16 protein-coding genes, 1 pseudogene and 1 riboswitch are annotated in these 21,008 nt (G+C 34.8%); of the genes and pseudogenes, 6 read left to right on the forward strand and 11 right to left on the reverse strand.

Annotated features, from left to right (window positions below):
- Positions 1-11 precede the first annotated feature (11 nt).
- Complete coding sequence (gene ppc, locus TERY_RS03955; protein ID WP_011610641.1) at positions 12-3,128, forward strand: phosphoenolpyruvate carboxylase; 3,117 nt, start codon at positions 12-14, stop codon at positions 3,126-3,128.
- Positions 3,129-3,309: 181 nt separating this feature from the next.
- Here ppc and TERY_RS03965 read toward each other — a convergent pair whose 3' ends face one another.
- From TERY_RS03965 to TERY_RS36160, 3 genes are all read right to left on the reverse strand, one after another.
- The gene (locus tag TERY_RS03965) at positions 3,310-4,530 is read right to left on the reverse strand and encodes a hypothetical protein (RefSeq protein WP_011610642.1); all 1,221 of its coding nucleotides are present in this window, start codon (positions 4,528-4,530) and stop codon (positions 3,310-3,312) included.
- 477 nt (positions 4,531-5,007) lie between these two features.
- Positions 5,008-6,660 (reverse strand): iron uptake porin, encoded by a 1,653-nt coding sequence (locus TERY_RS03970; RefSeq protein WP_011610643.1) that lies wholly within the window; start codon positions 6,658-6,660, stop codon positions 5,008-5,010.
- A 1,987-nt stretch (positions 6,661-8,647) separates the two neighbouring features.
- Positions 8,648-8,812, reverse strand: a complete 165-nt coding sequence (locus tag TERY_RS36160) for a hypothetical protein (protein WP_370496581.1) — start codon at positions 8,810-8,812, stop codon at positions 8,648-8,650.
- Here TERY_RS36160 and TERY_RS29785 point away from each other — a divergent pair.
- The 4 genes from TERY_RS29785 to TERY_RS34425 all read left to right on the forward strand — a co-directional run bounded on the left by TERY_RS29785 (position 8,736) and on the right by TERY_RS34425 (position 9,847).
- A complete protein-coding gene (locus TERY_RS29785; RefSeq protein ID WP_370497391.1) occupies positions 8,736-8,972 on the forward strand; it encodes a PfkB family carbohydrate kinase in 237 nt (78 codons plus the stop codon). The genes TERY_RS36160 and TERY_RS29785 overlap by 77 nt on opposite strands.
- Before the next feature lie 75 nt (positions 8,973-9,047).
- Positions 9,048-9,176, forward strand: coding sequence for a hypothetical protein (locus TERY_RS36165; RefSeq protein ID WP_370496583.1), 129 nt, complete (start codon positions 9,048-9,050; stop codon positions 9,174-9,176).
- Positions 9,177-9,291: 115 nt separating this feature from the next.
- Positions 9,292-9,636, forward strand: coding sequence for a transposase family protein (locus tag TERY_RS34420; protein WP_044136388.1), 345 nt, complete (start codon positions 9,292-9,294; stop codon positions 9,634-9,636).
- Positions 9,611-9,847, forward strand: a complete 237-nt coding sequence (locus TERY_RS34425) for a transposase family protein (protein ID WP_011610644.1) — start codon at positions 9,611-9,613, stop codon at positions 9,845-9,847. Before TERY_RS34420 ends, TERY_RS34425 begins: the two co-directional genes overlap by 26 nt.
- Positions 9,848-9,977: 130 nt before the next feature.
- Here TERY_RS34425 and TERY_RS03985 read toward each other — a convergent pair whose 3' ends face one another.
- From TERY_RS03985 to TERY_RS32265, 8 genes are all read right to left on the reverse strand, one after another.
- A complete protein-coding gene (locus TERY_RS03985) occupies positions 9,978-10,586 on the reverse strand; it encodes a hypothetical protein (protein WP_011610645.1) in 609 nt (202 codons plus the stop codon).
- Positions 10,587-10,608: 22 nt separating this feature from the next.
- Complete coding sequence (locus tag TERY_RS03990; protein ID WP_011610646.1) at positions 10,609-11,484, reverse strand: DUF7676 family protein; 876 nt, start codon at positions 11,482-11,484, stop codon at positions 10,609-10,611.
- 505 nt (positions 11,485-11,989) lie between these two features.
- The gene (locus TERY_RS03995) at positions 11,990-12,694 is read right to left on the reverse strand and encodes a CADD family putative folate metabolism protein (RefSeq protein ID WP_011610647.1); all 705 of its coding nucleotides are present in this window, start codon (positions 12,692-12,694) and stop codon (positions 11,990-11,992) included.
- 356 nt (positions 12,695-13,050) lie between these two features.
- A complete protein-coding gene (locus TERY_RS04000) occupies positions 13,051-13,509 on the reverse strand; it encodes a hypothetical protein (protein WP_011610648.1) in 459 nt (152 codons plus the stop codon).
- A 457-nt stretch (positions 13,510-13,966) separates the two neighbouring features.
- Entirely contained in the window at positions 13,967-16,201 is a 2,235-nt protein-coding gene (gene metE, locus TERY_RS04005) for a 5-methyltetrahydropteroyltriglutamate--homocysteine S-methyltransferase (protein ID WP_011610649.1), read from the reverse strand.
- A 294-nt stretch (positions 16,202-16,495) separates the two neighbouring features.
- The gene (locus TERY_RS04010; protein WP_011610650.1) at positions 16,496-16,678 is read right to left on the reverse strand and encodes a hypothetical protein; all 183 of its coding nucleotides are present in this window, start codon (positions 16,676-16,678) and stop codon (positions 16,496-16,498) included.
- A 101-nt stretch (positions 16,679-16,779) separates the two neighbouring features.
- Entirely contained in the window at positions 16,780-17,352 is a 573-nt protein-coding gene (locus TERY_RS04015) for a hypothetical protein (protein WP_011610651.1), read from the reverse strand.
- A 91-nt stretch (positions 17,353-17,443) separates the two neighbouring features.
- Positions 17,444-17,584 carry a hypothetical protein gene (locus tag TERY_RS32265; RefSeq protein WP_011610652.1) on the reverse strand — a complete coding sequence of 47 codons (141 nt, stop codon included), beginning with the start codon at positions 17,582-17,584 and terminating at the stop codon, positions 17,444-17,446.
- Positions 17,585-18,086: 502 nt separating this feature from the next.
- Positions 18,087-18,234, reverse strand: a riboswitch (cobalamin riboswitch).
- A 122-nt stretch (positions 18,235-18,356) separates the two neighbouring features.
- On the opposite strand from TERY_RS32265, the pseudogene TERY_RS27055 reads away from it, so the two are divergent.
- Positions 18,357-19,637 (forward strand): annotated as a pseudogene (locus TERY_RS27055) (IS701 family transposase).
- Positions 19,638-21,008: the final 1,371 nt, after the last annotated feature.

The following is a 21,008-nucleotide window of genomic DNA, read 5'->3' on the forward strand; positions in this document are numbered from 1 at the left end:
GAACAGTCAATATGAGCTCACTACTACACTCAAAAGAAATAACCCTAGAACCAGGGTTCAAAAATCCTAAAATGACAGCTTCAGATCTGTTTCTACATAATCGAATCAAAATAGTTGAAAATTTGTGGGAATCAGTGCTCAGACAAGAGTGTGGCCAAGAATTGGTAGATATACTCCAGAAGATGCGCTCGGGTCATTCTCCAGAAGGACAAGCATCTGACTTTCTAGGTTCAGAAATTGAACAACTGATTGAAAAATTAGAACTAAAAGATGCAATTCGGGCAGCTCGAGCTTTTGCTCTATATTTTCAGCTAATTAATATTGTCGAACAACATTATGAACAAAAAATTCAACAACTAGCTTACTCTCACAATAACAGTCTAGAAAAACTAATCTCTAAAGATGATATAGCTAAAGATCATGATACCCGTTCGCTGCGGGTTGAGAGTATACCAGTGTGGAACGATAACAGAATTAAACATGAGGGAGAGGGTACATTTCATTATTTATTTCCCCTCCTACAGACCCTCAATGTACCATCACAATTAATTCAACGACTAATTAATAATTTAGATATCCGTTTAGTGTTTACAGCACACCCAACGGAAATTGTTCGTCGTACAATTAGAACAAAACAAAGACGTATCGCCAAAATTCTCCAACAGCTCGATCAAGTAAATGAAAGCCTTTCAGAATCACACGTAGATGAAGAACAAGTAAATTCTTTAGTGTCATCTTGGAAAATAGAATCCCTCAAAGAACAGTTAACAGAAGAAATTCTTTTATGGTGGCGTACAGATGAACTACATCAATTTAAACCTAGTGTCTTAGATGAAGTAGAAACTACTCTTCATTATTTTAACGAAGTCTTATTTGATGCTACTCCTGAACTACATCGTAGGTTTAAGCAAGCCTTACATAGTTCCTTTCCTTATCTGAAACCACCAAGTTACAATTTCTGTAAATTTGGTTCCTGGGTAGGATCTGACCGTGATGGAAATCCTTTTTGTACACCAGCAGTGACTTGGCAAACAGCTTGTTACCAACGTCAGATAGTATTAGAAAAATATCTTAATGCTATTGATCGCCTCAAAGAACTTTTGAGTTTATCTCTACATTGGAGTGATGTGTTACCAGAATTGTTAGATTCTCTAGACCGTGACCATATACAGATGTCAGAAGTTTACGATCAATGGGCAATTCGCTATCGGCAAGAACCTTATCGTTTGAAGTTGTCTTATATCAAAAAGCGTTTAGAAAATACTCGCGATCGCAATGCGCGTTTATATAATGGTGATGAAGTTCAAAGACAAAAAAAAGAAGTTCTTTCTCAACGACAAAAACAAGTTCTCTCTCAATATCAAGAAACAAAAAGCATTTATCACTCTAGTGCTGATTTTCTAGCTGAATTACAACTAATTCAGCGTAACCTCAAAGAAACTGGTTTAAGCTGTAGTGACTTAGAAAATCTAATCTCTCAAGTAGAAATTTTTGGTTTTAACTTAGCACGACTAGATATTCGTCAAGAGTCTTCAGTCCATGAAGCGGCGATCCAAGAGATTACTGAATATTTACAAATTCTGCCTAAATCTTATATAGAAATGTCGGAGGCAGAGCGGACTGAATGGTTATCAACAGAGTTGCCTACTCGTCGCCCCTTAATTCCCACAGAGTTACCTTTTTCTGAGAAAACCTGCGAAATAATTAATACTTTCCGAATGCTGCGAGAATTACAGCTAGAGTTTGGTGAAGAAATTTGCCAAACCTATATTATTAGTATGAGTAGGGATGTTAGCGATCTATTAGAAGTGTTGTTGTTAGCTCAAGAAGCAGGACTTTATGATCCGGCAACTGGTGCGAGTAGCATTCACGTGGTTCCTTTGTTTGAGACAGTGGAAGACTTGAGAAGTGCTCCCAGGGTAATGCACGATTTATTTAAGTTGTCCCTATATCGTGCAGGGCTTGCTGGTGGATATGATAAATTATCAAAAGAGCCAATTAATGAATTAGTTAACGAAGCTCCTTATTTGCAAGAGGTGATGTTGGGTTACTCAGATAGTAATAAAGATTCTGGGTTTTTGAGTAGTAACTGGGAAATTCATAAAGCTCAAAAAGCTTTATACAAAGTAGGGGAAGAGCATGGCATTGCTTTGCGTATCTTTCATGGACGCGGTGGTTCTGTAGGACGTGGTGGCGGTCCAGCTTATAAAGCTATTTTGGCTCAACCTGGTAAAAGCATTAGTGGGCGGATTAAAATTACTGAACAAGGAGAGGTGCTCGCCTCTAAATATTCTCTGCCTCACTTAGCAATGTTTAACTTGGAAAATGTTACTACTGCAGTAATTCAAGCTAGTTTGCTACATACAGGGTTTGATGAAATTGAAACTTGGAATCAAATTATGGAGGAGTTGGCAGTGCGATCGCGTAGCCATTACCGAAATCTGATTTATGAACAAGAAGATCTAGTAGAATTTTTCTATCAAGTTACACCAATGCCAGAAATTAGTCAACTACAAATTAGTTCCCGTCCAGCTCGGCGGAAAAATGATAAGAAGAAAACAATTTCTGGTTTAAGGGCAATTCCTTGGGTATTTAGTTGGACTCAAAGTCGCTTTCTCTTACCTGCTTGGTATGGTGTGGGAACTGCTTTACAAGAGTTTGTGGAAAAAGAACCAGAAGAACACCTAAAACTTTTGCAATACTTTTATGTAAAGTGGCCTTTCTTTACTACTGCGATTTCTAAAGTGGAGATGACTTTAGCTAAGGTGGATTTGCAAATTGCTCATTATTATGTGCGCGAATTATCCAAACCAGAAGACCGGGAACGCTTTGAGACACTGTTTGAAGAAATTACTATTGAGTATCACCTAACACGGAACTTAGTGCTACAAATTTCTGGTCATCAACGACCTTTGGATGGAGATCCAGATTTACAGCGTTCTGTACAATTACGTAATGCAACTATTATTCCTCTGGGTATGTTGCAGGTAGCTTTGCTGAAACGTCTGCGTCAGCATGATACAGGTACACCTGGTGTAATTAATTCTCGTTATAGTAAGAGTGAGTTATTACGGGGTGCTTTGTTGACTCTTAATGGTATCGCTGCTGGTATGCGAAATACAGGTTGATATGGGAATACTCTCTTCTCTATATAAGGAATAATGTTAAAGAAACTGGGTTTATCGGCTGGGGAAATAAACCCAATTTCTTGTTTAAGTGGGTAAATTCTGATTTAGTCACTGCTATGAATTTAACTTTTGAGTTTGGAGTTCTGAACTTTAAGTTCGCGCCTTCTGAGTTTGGAGTTCGTTAAACCAGTTCATCTGTTACTAAAAGTCTGATAATTTCTGTTACTTCTGCTGCCATCCGAGCATCTATTTCTACTGCTTCTCTGTCACAGTCTCCTAAAGCTTTTGCACCCCGCAAAGTCATAGCTATGGACTTAACTTTTTCCTGATATTCAAACTGAGTAAAACAAGTATAAGTAAGTTCTGTACGCTTACGACTCTTGGTATATCCAAAACCCAATTTAGATAAAATAACAGGATATTTAATACTATTTTGAATTCCCAATTTTTCTAGAGCTACATCTACATAACGAGCAGAATCTTTGCCAGTATTCCTAATCAAAGGTTGCAAATTTTTCCAAGACATTCCTGGTAGTTTTGCTGGTTCTGGCAAATGATAATACCACCCTACCATTGACATAATTCTGGTTAGGTCATAAGCAGTAACAACATTTTCTCCTGTCTGGTCTTCTGGCTTTTTAATTTCTGATACAGCACTCAATAAAACTTGATTATCTTGTACAATTTCAGGAGATATAATAAAGGGTTCTTCACCATATAAACCTTGAAATTCTGTATGATTATTACCTGTAATTTCCTTCAACCATGATTCTAAACCAACATAAGTTTGGAAGCATTTAAACATTGCAGATAAAGCGTTAGAACTACCTACCTTTTCTGCATAAGTAATCACATCTTCTACAGCTTCATTAAAGTCTATATTTTTTCCATCGCCTCGAATTTGACAGGTATTAATATCATTATTAAGAGAACTAAGAGAACAAATTATATTTAAAATTGCAATGACTTTAGTAGAACTCCAATACTGACATTTATCCAGAGAATTTCTACCTAACCAACGAGATTTAAAGAGTCCGCCAGCATTACCACCTAGGCAAATACAAGCTTCTTTAATATCAGGATGAATAAAACTAAGTGCTTGTTCATCAATTTCTGGAAGTTCACCAACATGGGGAAAAGCTTTTGCCCGTGGGGTTGCTAAACTAGACAGCATTTTTAGATGTTCTGGATAATTTTCCACCTGATTTTGATAGGGAGAATTTTGAATGCCTTTATCTAGAATAGCTAGTTTATAGCTATTAAAACCAGCTTCAGCTTTTAAGAAGTCGTTGTAATTTGTTTCTCTATCAATTGCTATTAGTAGAGTAAAGGCTTCTTTTTGACCAAAAATGCCGAAAAAATCTGCCATCATATTGATAATTTGATCGTTAATGTCTTCCATAATTTGATAGAGTGCTAAATTGGACGATTTTTACTAATATATTTAACTATAACATTTTCTAAAAATAATTTATTTTGCATGAATAAAAAGAAGAAATTTATGTAATTTACTAACCCCTAATTAGACTACAAAAAAGATTGGAGATTATTAGTATATTCCTCAATTCTGGGTTACCAATTTCAGGGCAATTTTGGTAAAGATAATCAGGACTGATATCAAATCCGGTAGCAGGAGTAATAAGTTGAATTTCTAGGGATGAGTAAGCTTTTCTCCTTACTGAAGATAAGAATTATATTACTCCGAAGCCAACGGATTTGATATTAAATAGTACTAACCATAATAGCGATCGCTCATCTAATAGTAGGCTATCATCTTCTGTTTGATTTGAAATTTTAAGTAATTCTTTTTTTGAGATGGCCACTCATAAAAAAAATATCGTTAATTCCACTAATTTATATTAGCGATCGCTGATTTTAGTTAAAATACAAACTGAGTTCGGAATGTACTTATCCAAATAGTATCATTAACATCATCATGATTAGGATTTGTAATCACAAATAAACCAGGAGTCAAAGAAATATTATCATTAATTTGAAAACGATAAATTGCCTCTATATGTATAGATGTATCATCATCTTTCAATGAATCATCATCACCACCATCAGTAACAATAGGAGGTACACCAACCATCAAACCACCCAAATTTCCTTCTATCAACAAATCTGGGAAAGCAAAATATAACATTCCATTAATAATAGTAATATCGTCTTCATCACCATTGCTAGTTTCCGGCCGCGCCCAGGTGGAACCAAACCAACCTCCTATCTCAAACTTTTCATTGACTCTCCAATGAGCTTGTAACCCAACATTATCAGCAGTTGTGGAAAGACCATCAAAGGGGTCTTGAGCTTTGAAACTACCAGTCCCATTAGTAATATCCACCCCATCCTTACCCCAATATTTACGAACATAACCCAAGGTAAATGCCAAGGTATCATTAGGTTCAATTATAAGTTGACCTAATGCACTGTAAGCCCCATTGAATGCACCCGCACCTTCAGCAGGATTTGCTGGATCGTCTGTTAAGTAAGCAACATTGACCATAAACATATCATTAAATGCGTAGCTAAAACCAAGAGCTGCATTAGCCGGACCGCGGAAACTGGTAGGGTTGCGTCGTCCAAATCTAGAAATGGTACCATCCCCTTCTTCTGCAAAGGGTGACAGAACTGTGGAAACGTCATCTAGGTCAACTCCAATAGGGCCGATGATGGCTTGGGCGCGATCGCCAATGGGAAATTGATAGAACATCAGGTCAATACCAAAATTATCATTACTATCAGCTTCATCAATGGCAGTACGAGTCATTAAAGTATTGGTAAGATCTGGCTCACTCAAATCGTAAGTATTATTAGCTTGTAGACGGGTGAATAGCAAATCTTCTCCAGTAAAGCTACTCTCAAAGTGTAACCAGGTGCGATAAGAAAAGAAAGTCTGAGTTTTGTTATTGCCAGAAGACTCTCCACGGGCATTTGCTCTTTCTCCGAGGGTATCACTTAACCAAAACAGAATTTCACCATTGAGTTTGGTTGTTGTGGAAAATTGGTTATTTTCTAGTTCTGCTGTGCGTGCTTCTAAAGAATCTATACGACCGCGCAATACTGCTAGTTCGGTTGCAAATTCTTCTTGTAAACGTTGCAATATAGCTAAGTCTTCTCTAGTCACTAGGTTACTGGTTGCTGCTGCAGTTAATTCTGTGATTCTGTCTAGGCAAGCATTTAATCCTGCAGCAAATTCAAAGCGAGTCATGGCCCGGTTGCCTTTGTAGGTTCCATTGGGATAACCTGCTATACAACCATAACGTTCTACTAATGATTGTAATGCTTGGAATGCCCAGTCTGTAGGCTGTACATCTGATAATTGAGAGACAGATGTTACCTGATCTATTGCCTCTTCTACTGCTAGCTCAGATACACTGGGAATTTCTAATGAGGGATCATCTATCGGTAGTGAACGAAATGCTTGAGAAATTTGTATTGGTCGGTTAGCCTCTGCAGGATTTGCTATAAATAATGTGATACTGAGAACACTGGGGGCATATTTGACGAATTTGTTAAAGGTAATCTTCATTAATTTTTCTATTGTATTTCTTAAGACTTAGCAATATTTACCCCTAATTAATGGAAGGGTAAAAGTCATATATTAGAGTTGTTGAAAATTAAGGAAAAAAAATACCTAAAACCTTTATCTGTTGAAGCTTAAGCGTTTTTTTAGGTCTAAAATGCTTCAAACTTTATATAGTAAGCTTTTAAGCATTTTAATTTTTCCCACACCAAACAATTCTATTCTGTATATTGATGACTGTTATCCGCTTAGCAACAGGTGACTTTTTATTGTTAACTTTTTAATTTGATAATGTCAAGTTTTAATGTCAAGTTTAAAGAACTAATTGCCTCGGAATCAATCTTTATAATCCATCTTTAGAGTATTACAGAAAAATCAAAAGTAAGAGTCAACCCCTGATATAATACACTCAGAACTTATGAAGGTGAACTATGTCAAACTTACTGTCAAAATGTGAAATTGTCAATACTATAATCAGTCATTTTTTTGATAGATATTACTTTTAAAGTATATTATAGATACTAATACTAAATTATTTTGAAGATAAATTATCATAAAAAATCGTACTTTTTTTAGGGTAGCTGATTTGACTACATATCATATTTTATCGAATATTATTTAGGATTGCTATAGTAAAAATAAGAAAATAAAATATCTAAAAATATATATGACAGCTTGTCAAATTAATTTGCTGAAAATCTTTAATAATTATAAAAAAATGACTTAATTATATTTAGGAGCAAAAATATTGATTTAATCATCTTATAAATCGTAAATATTGACTAAAATTTTACGGGTCTTAAATCACAATATTGGCTCAACTAAAATCGAAAATATTAGCTATAATACAATCAAATTTTATTGAATATATGAGTCTTTAAATTCAGGATATTTATAGTAAAATTTCCAAGAAACATGTCACAAACACAGCAGAATATATGACTTTTTATGATATAGTAAATTTAAAAAAGTATGGATTAAAATTTGATGGTGTAGCTTTTTTAAAATAAGCACTAGAGCGACAACAATATATTGCCATAAATATAAATTTATTTGCCTTCTATAAACTAGGAATATCTTGATATAGAAATAGTTGATTGTATATATTTTAATTAATCAATTAACAATTATAGATTATAGGTTTTGTTGCCCAGATACTTACAAAAAACAAAATATAAAAGTGTTTAATAAATTATGCAAAATAGCTTTAAATCATAATTAATGTTATTTAAAACTGTATTAATATATAGTTTGTATGCGATACAAATATTAATTACATTAATAGATTATTTAGCAAAAATTGATAGTTATTCCTTAAATAGTAATCCTACCAGTTGATCATATAAAATATTTCAAAATGTACAAAATTTTTCAACAGCTAACCTAGGATATAGAACTGAAAAAAATATCAGGAAAAATAATCAATTAGTAAATAATTTTTACAGCATTAAAAAGTGTTTTTTTTCTTTTTTTACGCCAGCTTCAGCAGAATATATTGTCAAAATATTACCTCAATTAATTATTACTTACAGCCGTACAATTTGAGTCTATTACCCCAGATAAAAAATTGAGGATTTCATACTATCATCAAACAATTAACAGGTTTAAATTATTGTCAATTTCATGTCATACAAATTCAAATAAACCTTATAACTTCTAGGGCATTAGTATGGAATTTTCTGAAAAAGTTAGCAGTGAAAATAGGAAAAACTATTGACAAGGTTACACATAAATTATCAGTGGATTATCTGGTGTTAGAATTGAAATATTTTTTAATTAGAATCAAACTTGTTTAATTATAATAACTAAAGATTTTTGAATAAATATTTCAGTCCTCACTCCCCGTGGCGTTGGCTGGGTTTCCACACTCACAGAATGTAAAAATAGGCAAAATTTTTATGCACTATATATGGTGTTTTTGGGTAACTCTTGATAATTACGATAGACCACTATTACAATATACTACCAGCAGTAAGTAATTTTTTTCAAAGCACTAATAACTTATGAGCATAATTATTTTTGGTAGTGTCAACATTGACTTAATTACAACCACTCCCCGTTTACCGACTCCAGGATAAACTATTAATGGCAACAACTTTTTTACCGCAGGTGGTGGTAAAGGAGCAAACCAAGCTGTTGCTGCTGCTGGCCTTGGCATTCCCACAAAAATAGTGGGGCGAGTCGGAAATGATAGCTTTGGGCAACAACTTCTAGTCAGTTTGTCGACTGCTAATGTTGATACAACAGGTGTGGTAGTTGATGAGAATACTCATAGGGTGCTAGTGGATATTATTATCGCTTTATACTTTACCCTATAAAGTCAATAGGTTATTTGAGATGGGACAATGTTAGATATTAATTGAGTTATAAAAGAAGACTGCCTCTTAAGAGCATTGACTGGACTGAAACGTAAGGCATTCGATGAATTATTACAAGCCTTTTGTATCCAACTTGAGTTGGAAGCGATCGCTAATAGCCAAAAACCTAGACTCCGAAATATAGGAGGAAGGAGAAAAGTATGATGGCTACAGGCCTAAGACAAGTCATGTTTTCATCAAGTTCAATTTTAAGTGCTACCTTACCTTTGATGTAGCAGGAGTGTTGTTTTATTTACACCGCAGCAGAGCACACTATTGGATGTTAAGACTACAGCCATTACCCTTAGAGTGCTTTCAGGAAAAAATGGCCTTACCAGAACGTAAGTTACAAAGCATTGAAGAATTTATTACCAGGTTTCCATCTACCACAGAAATGATGATTGACGTTACAGAACGGCCTATCCAGCCTCCAAAAGACTACCAAAAACAGAAACATCATTACTCAGGCAAAAAAAAGTACCATACTCGTAAACATCTGATCATAAAAGATTCAAAGAAAAGAGCCTTCGTCCCATCGTCATCAAGAAAGGGTAAGGTACATGACAAACGGCAGTTGGATGAAGAAAAGTTGGTAGATTTTGTGTCCTCAGGAGGTAAAAAGTAATGTAGATTTGGGTTTCCAGGGATTACAGAAAGAATTTGTCAATATCAAAATTCCCAGGAAAAAACGATTAGGAAAGGAATTAACTGAGGAAGAAAAACCTCTTAATAGAAAAAAAAGTAGCGCTCGGGTCAAATGTGAACATACAATATCTGGTGTAAAAAGATATAATGCAGCGAGAGAATTGTATCGAAATCACATCAAAGATGGTTAGCTATCGCTTCATGTTGACTGCGGTTATACTCTGGAATTTCTATTAGTGAAAGCCAGAATTTTCCCTTTTCACTTTAAGGTTTGATTTTGCGATAAGTCTATTTATTTAAGAGGCTGTTTGTCTAGTTTTCTTAAGTAGGAGCGATAGAACTCCGTTTCCCTCTTTTAAAGAATTTAATCCCATTCCAAATCAACAGACTATGGAGAAAAGTTAGAGCGATCGCCCAGACTATATTCTTAATAAAAATCCTTCCTAAAATCCCTACCGTTAAAACATGAATGCTTCCTACAATTAAGGTAGCACTCAACAATATTATCCCTTCAAACAAGACATATCCTATGACTAAACTAGCACTCAACCATAAATAATACCTCCAGATTTTATCCTCAATAAATTTAGGCTTAAGAATAGCTATAATTGTTACTAATAATGTTCCCAAACCCATCACTAATCCCCAAGTAAAAGATTCTAAATTCTGGGGATATTGACGGAGAGTAAAACCATATAATTGATTAAATAACCAAATTATCATTGAGGAAATTATTGCCTGTTTTCTATTAAGTGTTACCCCACTAATAGCAGCAAAACCTACTAAGGGAACGTGAGGATAAATAATACTACTAGCACTGCCAATAGTAATTAACAAAAATTCCCACAAACGAGAATAAGAGATTGCTTTTTCAGCATTACTCCAAAGATTATAATTTTCCGACGAATCAACTGTAATTTTATCATTCATAAATTTTGATTCCTAATATTTTTCAACCATTAGTTTTAGGATATAAATTTTTAGACAACTTCACCCCCCCTAATAAATGCTCATTAACAATACGTTTAGCAACATCAGAAGTGACACGAGTGTACCAAGTTCGGTCTGCCGAATAAAAGACCACCGGACCCATTTTGCAAACTTCCAGACAGCCAGAAGTAATCACATCTATATCTAATTCTGATGTTTTTACCGCTGTTTGTAAAGCCTCAAAAATTGGCTGCCACTTCCGAGAAGGATAACAACGACTCGACCGACAAACAGACAAATAAGGTCGTTTTAAAGGATTACTATTAAAAGGAATTGGACGAGTTCCTAAAACATAAATTTCTCGTAACTCCTGATAAAGTGCAAGTTTGGAAAACTCCGCTTTTTTCTCAGGCAAATAATCCTCATCTTCCCCTAAAAATGGATTCGGCAAAAATATCGTCATTAACTTTTCTGCCGCCCCATTCCAAAACTGAATACCCCAACTTTTTGCCACTCCTTCAGGGTTTAGGCGACGATAAAGTGCTGCCCGACTTAAAAGACGCTTTTCTCTTAATTCTATTGGTGTCGTACAGTGAGGTCCTCCTAAATTTTTTTCTAAGCATAAATGAATGTGCCAAGTGGGAGTTGCTACGGTCAAATAACCATCATAAATTAAGCAAAGTTTTGGAGGTTCAGTAAATTCTAATTCTAGTACGCCACCTTCAACAACATGACCTATTTGAACTTGTTGCCACTGTTGCTGAATTAATGTATACAGTAGAGGACCAGTGACATCTATTGTAGTAGGAAAATCTTCATATTCTATCGTTCCACCTTTAGGATTTTTTTCCGATACCATACGTTTTAATGGTGTGACCCATTGATTAAATTCATTCATTTTAGTTCTCTAGATTTAAAGTTTGTTTATCAACAAAATACCTCAAAAGTAGGGCTTTGAAGACTAAACTCTTACAGAATATTAGTGATATTTTAGTCAATACTATTTAATCATACTTGTTGATTCTTTCCTACTCCATACTCCCTATTTCCTCCCACTGAATTAAATAACATTAATTATACCGATCGCTTCTAAATTAAAACCACCAGAAGTCGCAACTAAAGATGATGTCTTCGGTTAGTTCAACCACTGTGCTCTATTTAGGAATGAGATTAAGAAAGTCAGGGCTTAGTAAGTCAACCCACCCATAAACCTTCCCAGGAGCGGAAGTATGGAATTTGAATCCCGCTCCAATATTTCGCCTTAAAAGGCAGGCTTTTAGACCCATATTATTTTGATAAAATAAAACCGGATAAAATTAATTACCCTCAAGAGGTTTATGCGGCATAAAGCATATTTTCCCGGTCTTATTTAATTTCCGTTCCTTAACGGAAAATTGCTGTCATTAATTCACAACTTGACAATATTCTTCATACACCCCATCAAGTAGTAAGTTTAAAGCATCTACTGCTGTTGCTGCTGCTGTTAATGCTTCCTGTTTTTGAGCATTAGTTTCACAGAGTTTTACTAATGCTTCTCGCGTAACTTTGCTGTGAATTTCATCAGCCTTTTCATGTACTTTAAAAAATGCCAAAGCTGCTTCAGAATTAATGCCGTAAAATTTTTTCAAACCAGCAATTTTAGTAGTAGCTACTTCGGGAATTTGGGATTCATAAGCATAGAGAGCAGCTAAACCTTTTGCTGTATTTTCACTGTGGGATAACTGTTGCAAAATCTTCACTGATTCCTGAGTTTTGGCTAGGTGTTGGCGCTCTTGTACAGCTTTCCGTTTTACACCCAAACCTTCTGCAAAACGCAACCATAATTCTGGGTGATTTGTGGCTCCCATTTCTTCTTCTATGAGATTTTCTAGGAGCATTTTTCGGATTTCTAAGTCGTCACAAGCTGCATGCGTAGCACTAACATAAGTAGGGAAATAATGAACTTGTAGATAATATTCTTGAGCGTACTCTTGCAACATTTCTAAAGATAATTTTCCTTCATTCCACATTTGATAGAATTGATGTTTAAGTAAATGTTTTTCTTCAATAATTTTGTCTAATTGAAGAAGAAACTCTTGAGTGGTTATTTTTATATTTTTAGTTAACATAATTGTTTGGCAAATAAATAATATATAGACATAGTATCATCTTTTTTTTTATTGTCAAGAGGCGAATAAATTTTATTAAAATTAACTGTTAATAAAGAATAATTTATTCAAAAAATATTTTTCTTAATTGTATAAATAGAAAAGCAAATAACTTTTAATCATTCAGGATTCAGCTTTTGCCAGAATCAATCAACTACTTAGACCCGCTAATTTTTTTTATAATTTTAATTATCCTTGGATACTAATTATTTTTTTGAGTTGAAAATGAGCTAATAATTCATAGCTTAAGTACTGACAGATAAACACTTACTATAACTTTTTTTATTTAATCTAAAGATATAATAAATTAGCAAATTTTAGAGATGATGATTATTTTGATATTCCTCTGAATATTGAGATGGAAATTCATTCCAAATTTTGACTACTTGTTGGTAACAACTAGGCGGACTAATCGGTAAATTAGTAAGATAAAAGAAAGTAACATAACTGCCAGATTCCAACATAAAAACGACATCTTTTTCAGGGTTATAATTATCTACAGCTTCTAAAATATGAGCATTCATAAAGTGTGTTTTAAGGGGGACAGTATCAGGTGCTTTTAACCAAGCATTGAGAAGAGGTACAAGATTATTACGAGGCACAAAATGTACTTTAAATGTTTCTCCACTTGCACCAATAATAGGTAAGTTTGTACTGCAAATAATTAGACCTCTTTGGCTACTTAAATAACCTTGCCAAGCATTATATCCTATAGAGATTAAATTAGTAGAAATAAACTCTTGCTGCCAATTATGTAAATAATTTTCTCGATCCATTTGATTCGATAACTTATATAATTAAACTACTTAGAAAAGATTTAGGTGTTGCTGAATAGAAATATGAATATGCCATTATTTGTTCTAGTTAAGCCCCCGCGCATCCCCCAAAATTGGGAGGCTAGGGGAGCTTGTATCATACCTAAAATCAGTAAGGCCAAAATTTACAAATGGATTTGAAGCATAATTAATAATTGCTTCTTAGTTATCAGGTTTAATAGTTAATTCTGTTTTTGTAAAGTGGGAGTTTAATATTGCTACAAAAATTCCCGTTTTTATGAGGTAAAATAACAATACTTTTAACAGGGTAAATATTTTTTAATTGTTCCCCTACTTCCCTAGTAAATAGCTTCGGAAACTGCTGTATTTTGAGGGAGATAGAAAAATGTTTGTTTACCCCCTCAATGCCAAATTATCTAAAATTAGGCAATTTTCAGCTTATGGACAAAAACAACAACTACTCCTGTCGCAAACTAATAGCAGCTTGTACCATATTCCGAGTTGCCGGAATTGCCTCTTCCCAACGACGAGTTTTCAAACCACAGTCGGGATTAACCCAAATTTGAGTTACAGGCAGATACTGAATACACTTATACAAACTTTCCCTCAAATATTCAGTAGTAGGAATACTCGGAGAGTGAACGTCATAAACTCCTGGTCCAACCTGAGCAGGATAATCAGCATCAGTCAGTTGCATTAAAGTCTCATTATTACTACGACTATCCTCAATAGAAATTACGTCAGCATCCAATTGCTTAATAGATTCCATAATGTCGCCGAACTCAGAGTAACACATATGAGTATGTACCTGAGTTTCTGGTCGAGCGATCGCCGTCGATAAACGAAAAGCATCAACTGCCCAATTCAAATATTCGTGCCAACGCTGTTGTTTTAGTGGCAAACCTTCCCGCATTGCTGGTTCATCTACTTGAATAAAAGCAGCACCTGCCTTTTCTAAATCTTTCAGTTCTTCGCGAATAGCTAATGCTAATTGGAATGCCTGTTCTTGGCGAGAAATATCGGTCCGGGGATAAGACCAATTCAACATGGTTACTGGTCCAGTTAACATTCCTTTTACTGGTTTTTCAGTTAAAGATTGAGCAACTTCAAATTCCCGAATTGTCATTGCATGAGGGCGATAAATATCACCAAAAATAATTGGCGGGCGTACATAACGACTGCCATAACTTTGTACCCAACCATGAGTAGTAAAAGTATAACCATCTAACTGTTCACCGAAGTATTCCACCATGTCAGAACGTTCAAATTCTCCATGGACTAAAACATCCATTCCCATCCCTTCTTGTAGACCAATACAGTAGGCAATATTAGCATCAATTTGTGCTAAATATTCAGCTTGAGTCAGCTCGCCTTTTTTATAACGTGCTCGTAATTTTCTAACTTGTTTAGTCTGGGGAAATGAGCCGATAGTTGTAGTGGGAAAAGCAGGTAATTTTATTTGATTGTCTAATCTTTCTAAATAAGACATGCTTCGCCTAAAGTCTGTTTCTTTCAGTGCTTTAATTTGACTTTTTACTTTTTCATTGGCAGGGCTAAATTTATAAAATTCTTGCCAGTAGATTTCGATATTTTCTATCTCTGACTTATTACTTTTTCCAGTCAATGCTTTAGATAATAAAACTGTCTCTTCTAGTTTTTGCTCGGCAAAACTTAATACATTTCGCAGTGCTTCTGGGAGTTTTACCTCACGTCTAACATCATAAGGCACAAATTGTAAAGAAGCAGAAGGCTGTACAGAAATATTAGGAATAATCCCCTTTAATTCCTCTAATAAAGATGTTACTTCTTGAGTACGAATTCGCCAAATATTTCGAGCATCAACTACACCAGCACCTAGAGTTTTATCTGCTGGAAAACCATAACTTTTAATTAGTTCTAAATTTTGACCGCGAGTCAAGTCGAGACTAATAGATGTTACTGGCAATTTCATCACCCAAGGATAGGTTTCTCCCAGGTCATCAAAGTAGGTGACAAGATGAATATTTAATCCCACTTTTGCTAATTCAGCATAAGCCATCTCGAACTGTTTTTTAAGATTAGAAGAATCGCCAAAAACTAAAGCAGGTTCGTGTAATTGTATTTCCGAAATTCCTAACTTTTTTAGTTTAGTTAATAGGTCGCTGTATAGCGGCAATAGTTGAGCGAGAATATTGTCAAATTCTACAGATTCTAAACGACTTAAACGGATAAAAGTAATAGGGCTGATAATAATAGGAACTGCACTTTTGCCTATTATTTTTTTCGCGCGTTTCACAGTTTCTAAGAAATCAGAAAAATCTGCTTTGGGAGTAATATCTGGTGTAATTTCTGGCACTAAATAGTGATAGTTTGTATCAAACCATTTAGTCATTTCTAATGCTAGAATACCATCTTTTCCTCGTGCCATTGCAAAGTAGCATTCTAAATTTTGGAATTGTTGAAAACGCTTGGGAATTATTCCGAAACGAAAACTCCAATCTAATATTTGGTCGTAGAGAGTAGCATCACCAATACCAATTCGTTCTATACCTGCTTTAGTTTGGGTTTGCCAACTTGCCTCTTCAATTTCTCGGACAATTTTTAGCAATTCATCAGCACTAATTTTTTGTTGCCAAAATGATTCGAGTGCTTTTTTAACTTCGCGGTTTTTCCCTATGCGGGGATATCCCAAAGTTGATGTTGATATTGACATAGTTTTTATTTATTTCCAGTAAATTGGGTTAATTTATCTGAGGTAAAGCGTCTGTGAAGACTTCCTCAGATTGGGAAAATTAAAAGTTAAAAGTCAAAAGTCAAAAGTAAGATTTCTATACTCAAAACTGGGTTTGAGCAGTGTCACCTATCAATTACAGGAGATTCCAGGTATGTGAAGTACAAATATTCAGAATTAATGTTTTTATTGCCAGGATATTGCCCGGTACTGGTGTACCTCACTAAAGTGGAACCTGCTGTAAATTCCCTCATTTTAATTCTCCAGATTTAGTCATTAAATAACATTAATGACACCGCTCGCTTCCAAATCAAAACCACCAGAAGTCACAGTTGGTCGTGCAGTTGGCCAAAAGTCGAAAATAAGGTCTTCTGTCGCATCTAAAAAGCTACCATTACCAGGGATGTCTACAATACGAACAAACTGAATAGCATTAATATCTACCCGACCGGATGTCACTAACGGGTCGTTAACTAAGTCATCTAAGTCAAAAGGAGTTCCCCAAGAACTGCCAAAAAATTCTCCTTCAAACTCAAAAGCATTATTAACCTGTTTGCCAGCTAAATTATAAACTTGTGTGGGAATGCTTGCCCTGTGAAAAAGTCCCTAGGTACAGGAGCAAAATTTACTCCATCACTGGAAACTTCAACGAATTCTAGTTCGGCAAAAATACCGCCAAGGTTATTAAAACCATTTTCAAGTACTGCAAATTCTGCTCCTGTACCATTACTAATACCAGAGTCAAAGGTTAGAGTAATCTCGCCTGGAGTTACTCCTGGGACTATTTGTTCTTGAGTTAGATCCCCTAGTAAAGCAATATCAATAAAATTATCTGTTCTAGCGGTAGGTCCTAATGTTAGTTCGGGAGTTTGGAATCTTTCATAGACTCCTGGTGCTGGCAAATAATTTTGAAATCCTGCTGCCCATGCTCCAAAGACTGGATTAACAATACTGTCCGGTCTGATTAACCCCTCATCCTCAGAACTAATAAAACCAGGGATGATAGAATATATTTTTCCTGGGTCTTGGGTAGAACTGGAATAAGGTCCTAGTTGTTGGACAAATATTTTAAATTGGTCTTCGGTAAGTTTGCTGCTGTTAACACCTGAGTTGATTTTGTCGTTGAAGAACAAAATTATGGAAACCCTCTCTCCCAGTTAAGGTTTCTGTACCTACATCACCATAAACATTATTGCTACTCAGGTCTTCAGAGAGATTATTGTTCTATTTAACACCCCGCAGTATGTCCCCACTAGCATTTCCGTCAAGAATATCCTTGACTTGGTTGCCACTAATTAAGTCTCCACTTTCTAGACCGTTTATTGTGTCATCTCCTGCTAAACCATTTATTTCGTCTCCCTCCAAACTACTTGTGAGGAGTTCACTATTTTCTGTTTTTATTATTTGATTGTTGTCATTTTATTTCTTTTGAAATTTATGTAAGACTTTCTATCGCAACTTCCGTGCTAATACCAAAGCAGTTGCGATCGCGATTAATTCCACCGTTAACTATCGCTCTTATTACTTATTTTTATATTTTTAACAGTAGATTCTCAAGCACTTTTTGCACTTTTTATCAATTTTCTAGCTGTTATTTTTTTCTTCTTTATTGAAGAAGGCAGAAGGGAAAATTAAATAAAGAAAATTTCCACCCCAAGCAATTTTAAGCGCAGTGATTATGGTAGGCTATTAAATCCACAAAAGAAAATATAAATGCTAATTCACTTCTTTCTAACTAGTAGCTTTTTCCCAGAGTTTGGTTTAAATAAGTTCTGTCTAAATATCTGTAGCGAAAGGTTCTTATTTAGGGCTAATTCCCTTCTTATCAAAACTATATTAGTCATCATCTATACCTCGCAGATGTTTGATAAAGTTACTATTAATCGGCGGGCATTCTGACTGAGAGATAATAAAGTATCTCATCACAGTTGCGGGACAGCGACGGATTTACACCGAACTTTCCCCGTTTCCTCTAATAGCTGCTCTCTATTAGAACCGATTGATTTCATATTAAAACACAGATACTTAATTAATGCAATACTTTTACAAATTTTTTTTAGCTGGACTTTCAAAAAAAATGCAGTAAATTAGGTTAAGATTATTATATATTAAGACTTTTACCTAAAAATGATAGCTGATGAAAGAAACAACTTTATCTGCCTTACCACCATGCTATCAATTGTGGCGTCAAAAATTTGATGAAATATTTCAAAACCAAAGCTCAAAAAAGAGGATTTTGTTATTATTTGGCAGGATTATTAGGAGAAAGTAAACGCAAAAATATTGCTCAAATTACCCACAATATTATCGGCTCTTCATATAATAATATGCATCATTTTATATACTTTGCAGGCTGGGGCTGAAAATTCGATAAATGAGCGTCATTTAGAAATTATGAATCAACAACCTGCAAACCCGATTAGAAATGGATTTGCTCTGATTATTGATGATAATTACCATAGAAAAAGTGGTAATTTTACTGGTGGAATAGGCCGACAATATCTTGGATAAATTGGAAAAACAGATAATGGAGTAGTAATAGTCAGAACTCACCTATATAATGGAGTGCGCAGCCTACCTTTGGATGTGGAGTTGTACCAAAAGTTATCATCTTTACCAGATAGTAAAGATGATCAAGAATTTGTTAAAAAAACCGATTTAGCAATCAAGGAACGTGAAAAAAACTTTGTCTAGAAAATATCGACTAGGTATAACTTTAGTGGATAGAGTTTATGGTAATAATTCGTCTTTTCGCAATAGAATTAGAACAACTCGAACTTAAATATATAGGGGGTAGTGCGAAAAATCTTCAGGTAAGTTTTATTAATCAAAAAAACTGGCAAAAAACAATCACAAAAAAGGTTAGATGAAATCGCCTTATCTTTACCACAAAAGGCTTTTTAAGCAGGAACATTAAAACAAGATATACCCAAAACAGTTTGGGTAGCTACTATAAAAGTAGAAACCAAAGGTTTAACTGGGACTAGAACTATAGTAATCCTCATGAATAATAGTTCTATATCTGAAGCTACTGAAATTGATTATTTAATGACAAATAAACAATATAAAAGTGTGACAGGAGAATGGATAGTCACCACCTTTTATGAGAGAAACTATATTGAAAATTTTTATAGGGAAACTAAGGGATGCTTGGGTTTAAAAGAATATTTTGTCAGAGATAAAACCAGTATGATGCGTCATTTTATCTTAGTTTTTGTAGCCTATACTTTCCTTCTTTACCAACAATTAATGGGAGGCTTGAGAAAGGGTTATTCTTACACCAGTTTGACAAATTTTACAGAGACATTAGAAGCATTTATGACTGGCTGTTTCCTACAAATTTTTTTGCTGGTTACAAGAGAATCAAGTCAGTCAGATTAATTCATCTAAATCTCAAATATTGTCTGAGATAGTTTGATTAGGGATTTTTCATAGAAATTTGGGCTGACAAGGTTTTATTGCGATATGCGCAATAGGAGTTTTTACTCACTTATTTCGGCTGACAAGGTTTTATTGCGATATGCGCAATAGGAGTTTTTACTCACTTACTTCGGCTCAGTCAGATTAATTCATCTAAATCTCAAATATTGTCTGAGATAGTTTGATTAGGGATTTTTCATAGAAATTTGGGCTGACAAGGTTTTATTGCGATATGCGCAATAGGAGTTTTTACTCACTTACTTCGGCTGACAAGGTTTTATTGCGATATGCGCAATAGGAGTTTTTACTCACTTACTTCGGCTCAGTCAGATTAATTCATCTAAATCTCAAATATTGTCTGAGATAGTTTGATTAGGGATTTTTCATAGAAATTTGGGCTGACAAGGTTTTATTGCGGTATGCGCAATAGGAATTTTTACTCACTTATTTCGGCTGACAAGGTTTTATTGCGATATGCGCAATAGGAGTTTTTACTCACTTACTTCGGCTCAGTCAGATTAATTCATCTAAATCTCAAATATTGTCTGAGATAGTTTGATTAGGGATTTTTCATAGAAATTTGGGCTGACAAGGTTTTATTGCGATATGCGCAATAGGAGTTTTTACTCACTTACTTCGGCTGACAAGGTTTTATTGCGGTATGCGCAATAGGAGTTTTTACTCACTTACTTCGGCTCAGTCAGATTAATTCATCTAAATCTCAAATATTGTCTGAGATAGTTTGATTAGGGATTTTTCATAGAAATTTGGGCTGACAAGGTTTTATTGCGATATGCGCAATAGGAGTTTTTACTCACTTACTTCGGCTGACAAGGTTTTATTGCGGTATGCGCAATAGGAGTTTTTACTCACTTACTTCGGCTCAGTCAGATTAATTCATCTAAATCTCAAATATTGTCTGAGATAGTTTGATTAGGGATTTTTCATAGAAATTTGGGCTGACAAGGTTTTATTGCGATATGCGCAATAGGAGTTTTTACTCACTTACTTCGGCTGACAAGGTTTTATTGCGATATGCGCAATAGGAGTTTTTACTCACTTACTTCGGCTCAGTCAGATTAATTCATCTAAATCTCAAATATTGTCTGAGATAGTTTGATTAGGGATTTTTCATAGAAATTTGGGCTGACAAGGTTTTATTGCGGTATGCGCAATAGGAATTTTTACTCACTTATTTCGGCTGACAAGGTTTTATTGCGATATGCGCAATAAGAATTTTTACTCACTTACTTCGGCTCAGTCAGATTAATTCATCTAAATCTCAAATATTGTCTGAGATAGTTTGATTAGGGATTTTTCATAGAAATTTGGGCTGACAAGGTTTTATTGCGACATGGGCAATAGGAGT

The sequence above is a fragment of the Trichodesmium erythraeum IMS101 genome (genome assembly GCF_000014265.1).
Lineage (GTDB): Bacteria > Cyanobacteriota > Cyanobacteriia > Cyanobacteriales > Microcoleaceae > Trichodesmium > Trichodesmium erythraeum.

Coding starts and splice junctions, on each gene's coding strand:
- ppc (WP_011610641.1), top strand. CDS start 12: ATGAGCTCACTACTACACTCAAAAGAAATAACCCTAGAACCAGGGTTC.
- TERY_RS03965 (WP_011610642.1), bottom strand. CDS start 4,530: ATGGAAGACATTAACGATCAAATTATCAATATGATGGCAGATTTTTTC.
- TERY_RS03970 (WP_011610643.1), bottom strand. CDS start 6,660: ATGAAGATTACCTTTAACAAATTCGTCAAATATGCCCCCAGTGTTCTC.
- TERY_RS36160 (WP_370496581.1), bottom strand. CDS start 8,812: ATGCCAAGGCCAGCAGCAGCAACAGCTTGGTTTGCTCCTTTACCACCA.
- TERY_RS34420 (WP_044136388.1), top strand. CDS start 9,292: ATGTTAAGACTACAGCCATTACCCTTAGAGTGCTTTCAGGAAAAAATG.
- TERY_RS03985 (WP_011610645.1), bottom strand. CDS start 10,586: ATGAATGATAAAATTACAGTTGATTCGTCGGAAAATTATAATCTTTGG.
- TERY_RS03990 (WP_011610646.1), bottom strand. CDS start 11,484: ATGAATGAATTTAATCAATGGGTCACACCATTAAAACGTATGGTATCG.
- TERY_RS03995 (WP_011610647.1), bottom strand. CDS start 12,694: ATGTTAACTAAAAATATAAAAATAACCACTCAAGAGTTTCTTCTTCAA.
- TERY_RS04000 (WP_011610648.1), bottom strand. CDS start 13,509: ATGGATCGAGAAAATTATTTACATAATTGGCAGCAAGAGTTTATTTCT.
- metE (WP_011610649.1), bottom strand. CDS start 16,201: ATGTCAATATCAACATCAACTTTGGGATATCCCCGCATAGGGAAAAAC.